Here is a 13,639-nt window from a genome sequence, read left to right as displayed (position 1 = left end):
AGCGACGATGAAAGCGATCATTCTGCTCTTCGACAGCCTGAATAAGCACTATCTGCCGCCTTACGGGGATATGATCACCCAGGCGCCAAATTTCCAGCGTCTGGCGGCCCGCTGCGCCACCTTCAACAACAGCTATGTTGGCAGTATGCCCTGCATGCCCGCACGTCGCGAGTTACATACTGGCCGGTATAATTTTTTGCACCGGGAATGGGGGCCGCTGGAGCCGTTCGACGACTCCATGCCGGAGCTACTGAAAAAAGCGGGCATCTATACCCACCTGATCAGCGACCACCTGCACTACTGGGAGGATGGCGGCGGCAACTACCATAACCGCTACAGCTCATGGGAAATTATCCGTGGCCAGGAGGGGGATCACTGGAAGGCCAGCGTCGCCGACCCGGCCATCCCGGAGGTGCTGCGGGTGCCCCAGAAGCAAACCGGGGGCGGGGTCTCCGGGCTCTGGCGACACGACTGGGTCAACCGCGACTACATTCAGCAGGAGGCGGACTTCCCGCAAACCCAGGTCTTTAACGCCGGATGCGAGTTCATCGACAAGAACCATCACCAGGATAGCTGGCTATTGCAGGTGGAAACCTTCGACCCCCACGAGCCGTTTTATACCACCGAGGCGTACCTCTCGTTATACCAGGATGCCTGGAACGGCCCGCACTACGACTGGCCCCGCGGCAAAGTGGAAGAGAGCCCGGAGGCGGTAGAGCATATTCGCTGCCGCTATCGCGCCCTGGTCTCCATGTGCGATCGCAACCTGGGGCGCATTCTGGACCTGATGGACCGCCACGATCTGTGGCGCGATACGATGCTCATCGTCGGCACCGATCACGGCTTTTTGCTCGGGGAGCATGGCTGGTGGGCGAAAAACCAGATGCCCTATTACAACGAAGTGGCGAATAACCCGCTATTTATCTGGGATCCGCGCAGCGGTCATCAGGGGGTGCAGCGAGATGCGCTGGTGCAGATGATTGACTGGGCGCCGACGCTGCTGGAGTTCTTCAACCAGCCCATCCCGCCCGACGTTCAGGGCCGTCCGTTAGCCCGCATTCTTGAAGATGATACCCCGGTGCGTGACGCTGCGCTGTTTGGGGTCTTCAGCGGCCATGTCAACGTCACGGACGGGCGCTATGTCTATATGCGCGCCGCACTGCCTGGCCGTGAGAATGACATCGCCAACTACACCCTGATGCCCATCAAGATGAATACCCGCTTTACCCCGGATGAGCTGGAGGCGATCGCGCTGGCGCCCCCCTTCCGCTTTACCAAAGGGGTCAAAACGCTGCGTATTCCGGCTCAGGAAAAATACCCCGGGGTGAACCGCGTCGGTAATCTACTGTTCGATTTACACACCGACCCGCACCAGCAGTGCCCGATAGAAGATAAAGCCATCGAAGCGCGGATGATTGCCCTGCTGGTGCGTCTGCTACATGAGAGCGACGCCCCGGCAGAGCAGTTCGCCAGGCTGGGGTTAGAGGTTTAACCTATCCCCCAGAACAGCACCGCCAGTAGCTGCGGTGTGATAATGCGCATAAACATCACCAGCGGATAGACCGTGGCGTAGGAGAGCGCCGCCGCCCCGCTGGTGGCGTGCAGGTTGTTGGCAAAGGCCAGCGCCGGGGGATCGGTCATCGAACCGGCCAGCATGCCGCAGAGGGTGAGGTAGTTCATCTTCGCCAGTAGCCGCGCCAGAATGCCCATCGTGATCAGCGGGACGGCGGTAATGAGGATGCCGTAACCAATCCAGCTGACGCCGTCACCGCGGGCGAGCGTCTCGACGAAATCCCCGCCAGATTTCAGCCCCACCACCGCCAGAAACAGCACGATCCCCAGCTCACGCAGGGCAAGGTTGGCGCTCGGAGGCATAAACCAGTAGAGCTTACCGACACAGCCGATACGACCGAGGATCAGCGCCATAATCAACGGCCCGCCTGCCAGTCCCAGCTTGAGCGCCACCGGGAACCCCGGCACATACAGCGGAATAGAGCCGAGCAGGACGCCGAGCCCGATACCGATAAACACCGGCAGCATCTGCACCTGCTGCAGTTTTTGTTGCGCGTTGCCCACCATATTGGCGACGGCGTCAATGGAGGCCGGGCGCCCGACGAGGTTAAGGATGTCGCCAAACTGCAGGCTGGCGTCCGGGCTGGCCACCAGCTCGATCCCGGCACGGTTCAGGCGGGAGATCACCACGTCGTAGCGCTCTTTTACCTGCAGTTCGCGGATTTTCTTGCCTAATACCTTCTCGTTGGTCACCACCACGCGCTCGACGCGCATATCGGTGCCGCGGGTAGAAAGGGAGGTATCTACCTCCTGGCCAATCACCAGTTGGGCGTTATGCAGGTCCGCCGGTTGTCCCACCAGATGCAGCAGGTCGCCTATCTGGATCACCGTACCGGGTAGCGGCACCATCAGGGTCTGCTCGCGCTTCAGACGGGAACAGATAATATTGGCGCTGTTAAGGATCGGCACGTCCTGAATTGGCAGATTGTTCAGATTGGGGTTGTCGACGCGGATGTTGATGGTTTTAATCAGCGCCTGTCCGTTCGTAAGGGTAGATTCATGCTCCCGGGCTTCCTGTTCAACGTTAACGCGAAACAGGATACGCATCAGCCACATGGTGAGCAGGATGCCGCAGATGCCGAACGGGTAGGCCATGGCGTAGCTCATCCCCATCTGATCGACGATGTCGGGGGCGATGCCCAGATCGCGCAGGATTTGCTGCCCGGCACCCAGCGCGGGAGTATTGGTTACCGCCCCGGAGAAAATGCCCAACACCACCGGCAGCGGAATGGCGAAGAGTTTATGCAGCAGGGCGGTGACCAGCCCACCCATCACCACAATCCCCATCGCAAAAAGATTAAGCCGCAGGCCAGAGACGCGCAGCGAGGCGAAAAAGCCGGGCCCGACCTGGATGCCGATAGTGTAAACGAAGAGGATCAGGCCAAATTCCTGAATGAAGTGCAGCATTTCCGCGCTGAGCGTAATGCCAAGCTGGTCGGCAAAATGGCCGACAAAAATCCCGCCAAAGAGCACGCCGCCAATGCCGAACCCGACGCCGCGGATTTTGACATTGCCTATCCACAGCCCGACCACCGCAACCAACGCCAGAATACTGACCGTTAACGCTATATCACTCATGACAGCATCCCTGTGAATAACAATATAATTAGCAGGGATTTTCGCAGAGCGCGGGCGGGTTGTATGGGCGATGGCGCACAAAAAAGCCCCGCCGGGGCGGGGCTTTGATTTTGCCCGGCGACGCTTCGCTTGCGCGAGCCTGCGGGTCTTGTAGGTCGGGTAAGCGTAGCGCCCCCCGACACAGTCTATTAACTGTTCAACGCCGGACGTTCGCTGATGGCGATCCGCTGCGGAGCAACCGCCTCCGGCACGTTGCGGGTGATGTCGATATGCAGCAGCCCGTTGGTGAAGGTGGCGCCCGTCACCTCCATATGTTCAGCCAGGGTAAAGCTCAGGCTGAACGGCTGGGTCACCAGCCCCTGGTGCAGCCATTTGGTTTCGGTTGCTGGTTTTTCCGGAGTGCCTTTTACCGTCAGGCGTGTGCCTTCCAGCTGAATATCGAGGTTCTGCTGGCTGAAGCCGGCCACTGCGAGCGTAATGCGATAGTGGTTATCGTCGCTCTTTTCGATGTTATACGGCGGGAAGGTCTGGCTTTCGGTGGTGCTTTGCAGCGCGGAGGCCAGTTTGTCAAAACCGATCCACTGACGCAGCAGCGGGGATAAATCGTAATTACGCATACTAAATCTCCTTCTGAGAAGCGAGTTCGGTACAATTTATTTTTGTACACACTTGTTCCTGCAAATCCTTATGGATTCACATATGCTCCCGATATCGGCAAGCATTTATATTTGGGCCGCGAAAGCGACCCGGACAATTAATTAATTTCGATACGGCGCGGTTTTTTCGCTTCCGGGATAACACGTTCCAGATCGATATAGAGCAGACCGTTAACCAGGTTCGCGCCATGAACGTGGATGTTCTCAGCTAACTGGAATTTACGTTCAAAGTTACGTTCCGCGATGCCCTGATAGAGGTAGGTACGTTCTTTCTGCTCGCCCGCATGAGCGCCTTTCACCACCAGCAGGTTATCCTGAGCGGTGATCTCCAGTTCGCTTTCAGCGAAACCGGCCACGGCAATCGCAATGCGATAATGGTTTTCGTCAACCAGTTCAACATTGTATGGAGGGTAGCCATTGCTCTGGCTTTGGTTGTTTTCTAAATGGTTGAACAGACGATCGAAGCCAATGGCTGAACGATAAAGCGGAGAAAGATCAAAGTTACGCATACAGTTAAAACTCCTGAAATCAGCAAGAATTGTCGCCTTCCACCATGGACAGGCAGGAGTATCCCAAACGCCCCTCAGGCACGTTTGTTCATCGATACATCCTTAAAATGGGTCCGTTTGCGATCTTTTCAAGCATGCCGTTGCGAGAATTTTTTGCACTTTACGGGTACTGGAATAGACTGGGTCTACAGCACGTAAGGTTAAAATGCGATAGGTGCCACAGAGCGGTACTTTTCAACTATTCATTTTGAGAATGGCCCGTTATAAACCCGGTAGCAGGTTTATGCCGTGCCATTGATGATGACTAACTGATGATGAAAAATGTTCTGATAAAACTGACGACGTTCAGCGCAGTGGTTGTGCTTTGCGGGTGTTCGAGCGTGATGTCTCACACCGGCGGTAAAGAAGGAACCTATCCCGGCACGCGAGCCAGCGCGACTATGCTGGCTGACGACGATACCCACTGGGGAACGAAATCGCTGGTGGTGCTCGATATGCCATTTACCGCGGTGGTCGATACCCTGCTGCTGCCGTGGGACCTCTTCCGCACCGATAAATCCGTTCGCTCCCGCGTGGAGCAAAGCGAGCAAGAGACCCTGGCGACCAACGCCGTGATCCCGCCCGCCGGGATGCCCTCTCGCTGATTAGCGTCCGGTCTCTGTCACCCACAGCTGCCGGAATCCGTCGATCTCCTCCATCCAGGCAATGGTGTGCCCATCCGGAGAGTAATTCACCGCATCACCCGACGGCGGATTGCCGTGATCGGACGTCAAAAACGTCACAGCACCAGACGCCGCATCACAGGTTGCAATGCGATCCTCCAGCACAAATCCCAGTGAATGGCCCGCCGGATGCCAGTTAAAGGCCGACTGAATATCGCTTGGGTTATGGGTAAGCTGACGGGGTTCACCCCCTTCAGGGGCGATCAGCCACAGCTGCACCACGCCGTTATCATCCCGCATCAGGAACGCGATTTGTGTCGCCTGGGGGTTGCTGCGCACCCAGTGGCGCGGCACGTTCACCAGCCCCGGATAGCGGTTGCCGTGAGTAAAGGTTAAACGGCGCTGCATGACCCCGGCAGGCGGGGCGGGCATGCGATCTGCCGTGCCCTGAAGCGGTAGATCGCCCGCCTGTTTCCAGCCCTGTTCCTCTTTCGGCAGGTCAACGATAAACAGCTCCGGCACCTTCTTGCCGCTGGCGGTAAGGGTATCGCCGATAAAAGCCAGTTGATGATTACCGACCCAGCCCTCTTCGTAGGCACGGTTGATCTCATCGCTGCCCGGCTGTGGCGCGGGGGTGGTACGGCTGACTAGCACGCTCCAGTGCGTACCGGCATACTCCCGCGGATGGTGGCCCGCAGGGGTCACCGGGCCATAAGGCGCGGCCACGCCCACGTTACGTAAATCCAGCGTCGGATCGAGCATGTGCAACACATGGTCGTTATAGGTAAAGCTGACGAACTGCCCGTCCGGGCTATACACATGAACATGACTGCCACCGCGCAGCGCGCCGGAGGTGAAAGGCGGGGTGATATCCATCGCATCAAGATTGCTCACCTGCCCGCGCTCTGCAACCACCCCCTGACGGTGATGGAAGTCGTACTGCCAGTGGGCGTCGGGATGTTGCGGGCCGTGGATAAAAACGTATTTATCAGCCGTCGGATGGACGGTGACAACCCCCACATGCGCACCGTTGCTGGCGCGATAGATCACCTCGACGTCGCCGGTTTTAACATTCACTCGTTCAATGGTTTCGCCGGTAAACGACGCCCCGGAAGGCCGGACATCAAAGACTAGCCACTGGCTGTCTGCGGTCCAGGTACGGGTATTGGTGAGCTGATGGTTGCGGGGAGCGAAAGTGATTTGTTTCATGAGGATACCCTGATGCGCGACAATTTTATTAATCATACTCAACAAGCACATCACTTTCAGTGCGTAGGTAACGCCGCCCTAAACGATGCGAACAACACGTAATGGCACATATTGCTCAGAAGGAAAGATGAGAGCAGGCGGCAAGTACGTCGAGCGTACTTGCCTGACAGGTCTTAATTCAGCACAAACTTCTCAATCGCGTAGGCCACGCCATCTTCGAGGTTAGATTTAGTGACGAAGTTAGCCACCTCTTTCACCGACGGGATCGCGTTCTCCATCGCCACGCCTAAGCCAGCATATTCCAGCATCGCAATGTCGTTTTCCTGATCGCCGAGCGTCATGATCTCTTCCGGCTTGATCCCCAGCGTTTCGGCCAGCGACTTCACGCCGGTGCCTTTATTGACGCGTTTATCGAGGATTTCGAGGAAGTACGGCGCACTTTTCAGCACGGTGTACTTCTCTTTTACCTCATCCGGAATGCGGGCGATGGCCTGGTCGAGAATGGCGGGCTCATCGATCATCATAACCTTCAGGAACTGGGTTTCGGGATCCATTTTTTCCGCTTCGCAGAACACCAGCGGGATGGTGGCGACGTAGGATTCATGTACCGTGTAGTAGCTGATGTCGCGGTTCGCGGTGTACAGCGTGGTGCGGTCGAGGGCGTGGAAGTGCGAGCCTACCTCGCGGGAGAGTTGTTCCAGATAGCGATAGTCTTCATAGCTCAGCGCCGTCTGCGCCACCGTGCTGCCATCGGCCGCTTTCTGCACCAGCGCACCGTTGTAGGTAATGCAGTAATCTCCTGGCTCGTTCATGTGCAGCTCTTTCAGGTAGTTATGCACCCCCGCATATGGGCGACCGGTGCAAAGCACCACGTTCACGCCCTTCTCCCGGGCTGCGGCAATCGCATTTTTAACGGCAGGAGAGATGGTGTGGTCTGGCAGCAGCAGCGTGCCGTCCATATCGATTGCAATGAGTTTGATAGCCATGAGATCCCCGGTTGGAATGAGTCTTTCCTCATGCTAGCGCGATTCCGCTCAAAAAACACGGTAAGAAAGGGGATGGGGTCTGGAGAGGAAATTCCTCTTTTGCATCTAAAGAAAAGCCCGGTGACGCTGACGCGTACCGGGCCTACGAAACCTGTAGCCCCGGTAAGCGCAGCGCCACCGGGGAACAAACGGCTTAGATGTCAATATTCGCCGCTTTCAGGGCGTTCTCTTCGATGAAGGCGCGACGGGGTTCAACCGCATCGCCCATCAGGGTAGTGAACAGCTGGTCGGCAGCAATCGCGTCCTTAACGGTAACCCGCAGCATGCGGCGGCTTTCCGGATCCATGGTCGTTTCCCACAGCTGATCCGGGTTCATTTCGCCCAGACCTTTATAGCGCTGAATGGAGAGGCCACGACGGGACTCTTTCACCAGCCACTCCAGCGCCTGCTCGAAGCTGGCAACCGGCTGACGGCGTTCGCCACGTTCGATGAACGCATCGTCTTCAATCAGGCCACGCAGCTTCTCGCCGAGGGTGCAGATACGACGGTATTCCGCGCCGGTCACGAACTCATGCTCCAGCGGATAGTCAGTATCCACGCCGTGGGTACGCACGCGGATCACCGGCTCGAACTGCTGGGCGGCGTTCTGCTGAATATCGAACTTCCACTGGCTGCCGTGCTGCTCGTTCTCGTTCAGCTCGCTGACCAGGGTATTTACCCAGCGGGTCACCGCCTGCTCGTTATCGAGATCGGCTTCGTTCAGGGTCGGCTGGTAAACCAGCGCCTTCAGCAGCGCTTTTGGATAACGGCGCTCCATGCGGCCAATCATCTTCTGGGTGGCGTTGTACTCGGAGACCAGACGCTCCAGCGGCTCGCCCGCCAGCGCCGGGGCGCTTGAGTTGGCGTGCAGGGTGGCGCCATCAAGAGCAATAGCGATCTGGTACTGATCCATCGCCTCGTCATCTTTGATGTACTGCTCCTGCTTGCCTTTTTTCACCTTGTAGAGCGGCGGCTGGGCAATGTAGACGTGGCCACGCTCAACGATCTCCGGCATCTGACGGTAGAAGAAGGTCAGCAGCAGGGTACGAATGTGCGAGCCGTCGACGTCCGCATCGGTCATGATGATGATGCTGTGATAGCGCAGCTTGTCCGGGTTGTACTCGTCGCGGCCAATACCGCAGCCCAGGGCGGTGATCAGGGTTGCTACTTCCTGAGAGGAGAGCATCTTGTCGAAGCGCGCTTTCTCAACGTTGAGGATTTTACCCTTCAGCGGCAGGATCGCCTGGTTCTTACGGTTACGGCCCTGCTTCGCAGAACCGCCCGCAGAGTCCCCTTCCACGAGGTACAGTTCGGACAGCGCCGGGTCGCGTTCCTGGCAGTCCGCCAGTTTGCCCGGCAGGCCTGCTAAGTCCAGCGCGCCTTTACGACGGGTCATTTCACGGGCTTTACGCGCCGCTTCACGGGCACGCGCCGCATCGATAATTTTACCGACGACGATTTTGGCGTCGGACGGGTTTTCCTGCAGGTAGTCGCTCAGCAGCTCGTTCATCTGCTGTTCAACCGCCGATTTCACCTCAGAGGAGACCAGCTTGTCTTTGGTCTGGGAGGAGAACTTCGGATCCGGTACCTTCACGGAGACAACGGCGATCAGGCCTTCACGGGCATCGTCACCGGTGGCGCTGACTTTCGCTTTTTTGCTGTAGCCTTCTTTGTCCATGTAGGCGTTCAGGGTACGGGTCATCGCCGTACGGAAGCCGACCAGGTGCGTACCGCCGTCGCGCTGCGGAATGTTATTGGTGAAGCAGTAGATGTTTTCCTGGAAACCGTCGTTCCACTGCAGCGCCACTTCCACGCCGATACCATCTTTTTCGGTGGAGAAATAGAAGATATTTGGGTGAATTGGCGTTTTGTTCTTGTTCAGATACTCAACGAACGCCTTGATACCACCTTCGTAATGGAAGTGGTCTTCTTTGCCGTCGCGCTTGTCGCGCAGGCGAATCGAGACGCCGGAGTTCAGGAATGACAGCTCGCGCAGACGCTTCGCCAGGATGTCATATTCGAACTCGGTCACGTTGGAGAAGGTTTCGAGGCTCGGCCAGAAACGGACCGTGGTACCGGTTTTCTCCGTCTCGCCCGTTACCGCCAGCGGTGCCTGCGGCACGCCGTGGGTATAGACCTGACGGTGAATTTTACCTTCGCGGTTGATCACCAGCTCCAGCTTCTGCGACAGGGCGTTAACGACAGAGACGCCCACGCCGTGCAGACCGCCGGACACTTTATAGGAGTTATCATCGAACTTACCGCCCGCGTGCAGAACGGTCATGATCACTTCCGCCGCAGAGACGCCCTCTTCCGGGTGGATGCCGGTCGGAATGCCACGGCCATCATCCTGTACGGAAACAGAGTTATCGGCGTGGATGGTGACGATAATGTCTTTACAGTGACCCGCGAGCGCTTCGTCGATAGCGTTATCTACCACCTCGAATACCATGTGGTGCAGACCGGTGCCGTCATCCGTGTCGCCGATATACATACCCGGGCGCTTACGCACCGCATCCAGCCCTTTCAGGACTTTGATACTGGAGGAGTCATAAGAATTCGACATCAACGTTTCTCGCTCATTTATTCTTGGGTTAATCCGTTATTTTACCCTTTTCCACGTTAAACATCTTCGAATTTTCGTCCGACATGTCTATTACGTGTTCAGCGCTAATCGCACTGACGAAAACCTGCGACTGCGTGGCTTTTAAGCGGCTGGCAAGCAGCCCGCGCCGCGCGTCGTCAAGTTCCGAGGCAAAATCATCAATCAGATACAGACAGCGTCGCCCGCTCTCACGGGTTAAGTACTCGCCCTGCGCCAGGCGCAGGGCGCACATCAGAAGTTTAAGCTGCCCGCGTGATAAGGTGTCTTCCACCGGCGCGCCATCGGCACGAATGCGGAAATCCGCCTTGTGCGGGCCATGCGCGGTGTAGGTCAGCATGCGATCGCGCTCGAAGCTTCGCTCCAGCACCTCGGCATAATCTGTCTCTTTCTCCCAGCCGCGCTGGAAGGAGAAGCTCAGGGAGAACTCGGGTAAAAACTGCTGGCAGGTGTCCGCCATGTCTTCCGCGATCCCGGCGCTGTACTCCGCACGCCAGCGGCTAATCTGCTCCGCCAGCGGGATCAGCTCTTTATCCCACGCCCGCAGTTGGGCGTAGCGGGTCACCTGGCGCAGCGCGGCATTGCGCTGTTTCAGCAGCCGCTTGAGGTTACTCCAGGCGGTAAAAAAGCCCGCTTCGTTATGGAAGCATCCCCAGTCGAGGAAGGCTCTTCTGTATTTGGGGCCGCCGTTGAGTAAAGTAAACCCCTCGGGGGTGATTAGCTGCATGGGCATCAGCAGCGCCAGCTCGGCCACTTTGTGCCCGTCGGTGCCGTCGATGCGTACCTTGCTGTCACCGTGCTTGTCTTTGGTCAGGCCGATGGCGGTCTCGTGCTCTTCGCCCCGTAAACGGCCATGAAGCACAAACGCGTCCTGCTCGTGGCGAATGACGCGGCCAATCTGCAAACTGCGAAACGCCCGGCCATGGCCGAGCGTATAGATGGCTTCCAGCACGCTGGTTTTGCCGCTGCCGTTGGCGCCAACCAGGAAGTTAAAGCCGGGGGATAAAGCAAGATCCGCGCTTTCGATATTGCGAAAGTCGCGGATCAACAGGCGGGTGAGCGACATTACAGTCTCATTGGCATGACAACATAAGCCGCACTCTGGCTGGCAGCATCTTCAATTTGTACGCTCGACACGGAGTCGGTCAGCAGAATACGCACGTTCTCGCACTTCAGCGCGTTCAGCACATCCAGCACGTAACTGACGTTAAAGCCGATTTCCATCTCGGTGCCTGCGGCATAGGTGACATCCAGAATCTCTTCGGCCTCTTCCTGTTCCGGGTTGTTGGCCGTGATCTTCAGCTGGTTTTCGCTCACATACAGACGCACGCCGCGGAACTTCTCGTTGGAGAGGATTGCCGCGCGGGCAAAGGCCTGCTTGAGGATATCGCAGCCCGCTTCCAGCGTTTTGTCCGGGTTCTTCGGCAATACGCGGCGATAGTCCGGGAAACGGCCATCTACCAGCTTGGAGGTAAAGATGAAGTCGCCCACGTGAGCGCGGATATTGTTGCTGCCAATCTGCACGCGCAGCGGGGTTTCACCGCCGTCGAGCATACGCATCAGTTCAATCACGCCTTTACGCGGTACGATCACCGAATGGTTCGGCAGCGTCACGCCAACCGGCATGGAGCAGACCGCCAGGCGGTGACCGTCGGTGGCAACGGTACGCAGCTCTTCCCCTTCGGTTTCGAACAGCATACCGTTTAAGTAGTAGCGAACGTCCTGATGCGCCATAGAGAACTGGGTGGCTTCAATCAGGCGTTTCATGGTGGCCTGTGGCAGGGTGAATTCGACTTCACTCTGCCAGTCGTCCAGGTTCGGGAAGTCAGCAGCAGGCAGCGTAGAGAGCGAGAAACGGCTGCGGCCAGAGCGCACCAGCATACGGTCGCCTTCCAGCTGCACGGCAATCTCTGCCCCTTCAGGCAGTCCGCGGCAGATATCAAAGAACTTACGCGCCGGAACGGTGGTTGCGCCCGCTTCGTGAGGCTGAGAAAGCGTCACACGTGCGACCATTTCCATCTCGAGATCGGTCCCGGTCAGCGACAGCGTGCCGTCTGCCACCTGCAGCAGCAGGTTACCAAGAATAGGCAGCGTCGGGCGGCCGCCTAAGGGGCCACTCACCTGTTGCAGCGGTTTTAATAAATGTTCACGTTCAACGGTAAATTTCATAGCATCACGATGATAATGTTCTGATTAAATTGGAGAAGTCTTCTTTTATGTCGTGGCTTTCTTCACGCAGCTGCTCGATCTTACGGCAGGCGTGCAGCACGGTGGTATGGTCACGGCCACCAAACGCATCGCCGATCTCCGGCAGACTGTGGTTGGTTAATTCCTTTGCCAGCGCCATCGCCATCTGACGCGGTCTCGCCACCGAGCGGGAACGACGTTTAGACAGCAAATCTGCCACTTTAATTTTGTAGTACTCCGCCACCGTCTTCTGAATATTGTCGATGGTGACCAGTTTTTCCTGCAGCGCCAGCAGATCGCGCAGCGCCTCACGCACGAAATCGATGGTGATCGCCCGTCCGGTAAAGTTGGCGTTAGCAATAACGCGGTTCAGTGCGCCCTCAAGCTCACGAACGTTGGAACGCAGACGCTTGGCGATAAAGAACGCCACCTCACCCGGCAGACGAATGTCGTTCTCGTCGGCCTTTTTCATCAGGATCGCCACGCGGGTTTCCAGCTCCGGTGGCTCGATCGCCACGGTCAGGCCCCAGCCGAAGCGCGATTTCAGACGATCTTCAACCCCGTTGATCTCTTTTGGATAGCGATCCGAGGTCAAAATGATCTGCTGATTGCCTTCCAGCAGCGCATTGAAGGTGTGGAAAAACTCTTCCTGGGATCGTTCTTTATTGGCAAAGAACTGGATGTCATCGATCAGCAGCGCATCAACGGAACGGTAATAGCGTTTAAACTCTTCGATCGCATTGTTTTGCAGGGCTTTTACCATATCCTGAACGAAGCGCTCGGAGTGCATATACACCACTTTGGCATTGGGCTTACGCGCCATAATGCCATTGCCTACCGCATGCAGCAGGTGCGTTTTACCCAGACCGGTACCGCCATAAAGGAACAGCGGGTTATAGGCGCCGCCCGGGTTATCCGCCACCTGGCGCGCCGCCGCGCGGGCCAGCTGGTTCGATTTACCTTCGACGAAGTTATCAAAGGTGTGTTTGACGTTAACGTTAGAGCGGTAGGTTGGCTCTGCCGGTGCCGGGACGTTATCCCAGCCCGCACGCGGCGCAGGCGCGACGCGCGGCATCTGAACCTGCGCGGTCTGCGCGGGCGCAGCGGCGACGTTAACGGTCTCTTTGAGGGTTTGGGTGACCGGTTTAGTGCCCACTTCAAAACGCAGCTGTGGGGTATCGGCACCGCAAAATTCGTTTAGCAGTCCGTTGATGTTATTGAGGTATTTGTCCCTGACCCAATCGAGCACAAAACGGTTTGGCGCATACAAAGCCAGCGTGTTATCGCTCAGTTCCGCCTGCAACGGGCGGATCCACATACTGAATTCTGTGGCTGGTAACTCATCCTGCAATCGGGCAAGACACTGCTGCCAAAGCGAAAGTGACACGGCGGACTCCACTCGAACAAAAAAGAAAGCTATTGAATAGTCATGATTGTAGACACACGTCGAAAGAACCCGGCGTTTAGGGGGACGTGCGAACCGCTGTCTGCGGTTTTTTTTACCTGCTCTGGATCCTGGGATCGCGATCAGGACCGCGGATCATAGCCTAAACTGAGCCAGAGATCTTCTGTTTCTCACAGTTTCTTCCCGATTTATCCACAGGAGGATCGAAACGGGGTAAGTGTAAACGATCCTGGC

11 protein-coding genes and 1 other annotated feature are annotated in these 13,639 nt (G+C 57.2%); of the genes, 2 read left to right on the top strand and 9 right to left on the bottom strand.

Translation table 11 applies throughout. From position 1 onward, the window contains the following. Window positions 1-7: 7 nt before the first annotated feature. Window positions 8-1,492 carry a sulfatase gene (locus tag GNG29_RS00055; protein ID WP_156653645.1) on the top strand — a complete coding sequence of 495 codons (1,485 nt, stop codon included), beginning with the start codon at window positions 8-10 and terminating at the stop codon, window positions 1,490-1,492. Here GNG29_RS00055 and GNG29_RS00050 read toward each other — a convergent pair. The 3 genes from GNG29_RS00050 to ibpA all read right to left on the bottom strand — a co-directional run bounded on the left by GNG29_RS00050 (window position 1,489) and on the right by ibpA (window position 4,315). Continuing rightward, on the bottom strand, window positions 1,489-3,150 hold the full coding sequence (locus GNG29_RS00050; RefSeq protein WP_156653644.1) for a putative transporter: 1,662 nt from the start codon (window positions 3,148-3,150) through the stop codon (window positions 1,489-1,491). The two genes, GNG29_RS00055 and GNG29_RS00050, sit on opposite strands and share 4 nt — an antisense overlap. Window positions 3,151-3,338: 188 nt before the next feature. After that, entirely contained in the window at window positions 3,339-3,767 is a 429-nt protein-coding gene (gene ibpB, locus GNG29_RS00045; RefSeq protein ID WP_156653643.1) for a small heat shock chaperone IbpB, read from the bottom strand. Between the two features lie 137 nt (window positions 3,768-3,904). Then, window positions 3,905-4,315, bottom strand: a complete 411-nt coding sequence (gene ibpA / locus GNG29_RS00040) for a small heat shock chaperone IbpA (RefSeq protein ID WP_032615564.1) — start codon at window positions 4,313-4,315, stop codon at window positions 3,905-3,907. Beyond that, window positions 4,309-4,382: a sequence feature (ROSE (Repression Of Heat Shock gene Expression) occurs in the 5'-region of heat shock genes and acts as an RNA thermometer to modulate expression.), on the bottom strand. (Overlaps the previous gene by 7 nt.) Window positions 4,383-4,626: 244 nt before the next feature. Between ibpA and GNG29_RS00035 the strand changes: the two genes are divergently transcribed. Beyond that, window positions 4,627-4,959 (top strand): YceK/YidQ family lipoprotein, encoded by a 333-nt coding sequence (locus GNG29_RS00035; protein ID WP_103177639.1) that lies wholly within the window; start codon window positions 4,627-4,629, stop codon window positions 4,957-4,959. On the opposite strand, the gene GNG29_RS00030 is transcribed toward GNG29_RS00035, so the two are convergent. The 6 genes from GNG29_RS00030 to dnaA form a co-directional block, all read right to left on the bottom strand. Beyond that, window positions 4,960-6,186: a DUF3748 domain-containing protein gene (locus tag GNG29_RS00030; protein ID WP_156653642.1), complete on the bottom strand. Its 1,227-nt coding sequence runs from the start codon at window positions 6,184-6,186 to the stop codon at window positions 4,960-4,962. A gap of 173 nt (window positions 6,187-6,359) precedes the next feature. Beyond that, complete coding sequence (gene yidA / locus GNG29_RS00025; RefSeq protein WP_156653641.1) at window positions 6,360-7,172, bottom strand: sugar-phosphatase; 813 nt, start codon at window positions 7,170-7,172, stop codon at window positions 6,360-6,362. 193 nt (window positions 7,173-7,365) lie between these two features. Continuing rightward, window positions 7,366-9,777 (bottom strand): DNA topoisomerase (ATP-hydrolyzing) subunit B, encoded by a 2,412-nt coding sequence (gene gyrB / locus GNG29_RS00020; RefSeq protein ID WP_103177632.1) that lies wholly within the window; start codon window positions 9,775-9,777, stop codon window positions 7,366-7,368. Between the two features lie 28 nt (window positions 9,778-9,805). Beyond that, window positions 9,806-10,879, bottom strand: a complete 1,074-nt coding sequence (gene recF / locus GNG29_RS00015; protein ID WP_103177631.1) for a DNA replication/repair protein RecF — start codon at window positions 10,877-10,879, stop codon at window positions 9,806-9,808. Further along, window positions 10,879-11,982, bottom strand: coding sequence for a DNA polymerase III subunit beta (gene dnaN, locus GNG29_RS00010; RefSeq protein ID WP_103177630.1), 1,104 nt, complete (start codon window positions 11,980-11,982; stop codon window positions 10,879-10,881). Before dnaN ends, recF begins: the two co-directional genes overlap by 1 nt. Window positions 11,983-11,986: 4 nt before the next feature. Beyond that, complete coding sequence (gene dnaA / locus GNG29_RS00005) at window positions 11,987-13,387, bottom strand: chromosomal replication initiator protein DnaA (RefSeq protein ID WP_156653640.1); 1,401 nt, start codon at window positions 13,385-13,387, stop codon at window positions 11,987-11,989. Between the last annotated feature and the right edge of the window lie 252 nt (window positions 13,388-13,639).

Source organism: Leclercia sp. Colony189, assembly GCF_009740165.1.
GTDB lineage: Bacteria > Pseudomonadota > Gammaproteobacteria > Enterobacterales > Enterobacteriaceae > Enterobacter.
Note: the sequence above shows the minus strand (reverse complement) of the source record. Positions and strands in the feature narration are given on the sequence as shown.

Excerpts from the sequence above, each read along its gene's own strand:
- dnaN (WP_103177630.1), bottom strand. The coding sequence starts at position 11,982 with ATGAAATTTACCGTTGAACGTGAACATTTATTAAAACCGCTGCAACAG.
- yidA (WP_156653641.1), bottom strand. The coding sequence starts at position 7,172 with ATGGCTATCAAACTCATTGCAATCGATATGGACGGCACGCTGCTGCTG.
- GNG29_RS00035 (WP_103177639.1), top strand. The coding sequence starts at position 4,627 with ATGATGAAAAATGTTCTGATAAAACTGACGACGTTCAGCGCAGTGGTT.
- GNG29_RS00030 (WP_156653642.1), bottom strand. The coding sequence starts at position 6,186 with ATGAAACAAATCACTTTCGCTCCCCGCAACCATCAGCTCACCAATACC.
- gyrB (WP_103177632.1), bottom strand. The coding sequence starts at position 9,777 with ATGTCGAATTCTTATGACTCCTCCAGTATCAAAGTCCTGAAAGGGCTG.
- ibpB (WP_156653643.1), bottom strand. The coding sequence starts at position 3,767 with ATGCGTAATTACGATTTATCCCCGCTGCTGCGTCAGTGGATCGGTTTT.
- recF (WP_103177631.1), bottom strand. The coding sequence starts at position 10,879 with ATGTCGCTCACCCGCCTGTTGATCCGCGACTTTCGCAATATCGAAAGC.
- ibpA (WP_032615564.1), bottom strand. The coding sequence starts at position 4,315 with ATGCGTAACTTTGATCTTTCTCCGCTTTATCGTTCAGCCATTGGCTTC.
- GNG29_RS00055 (WP_156653645.1), top strand. The coding sequence starts at position 8 with ATGAAAGCGATCATTCTGCTCTTCGACAGCCTGAATAAGCACTATCTG.
- GNG29_RS00050 (WP_156653644.1), bottom strand. The coding sequence starts at position 3,150 with ATGAGTGATATAGCGTTAACGGTCAGTATTCTGGCGTTGGTTGCGGTG.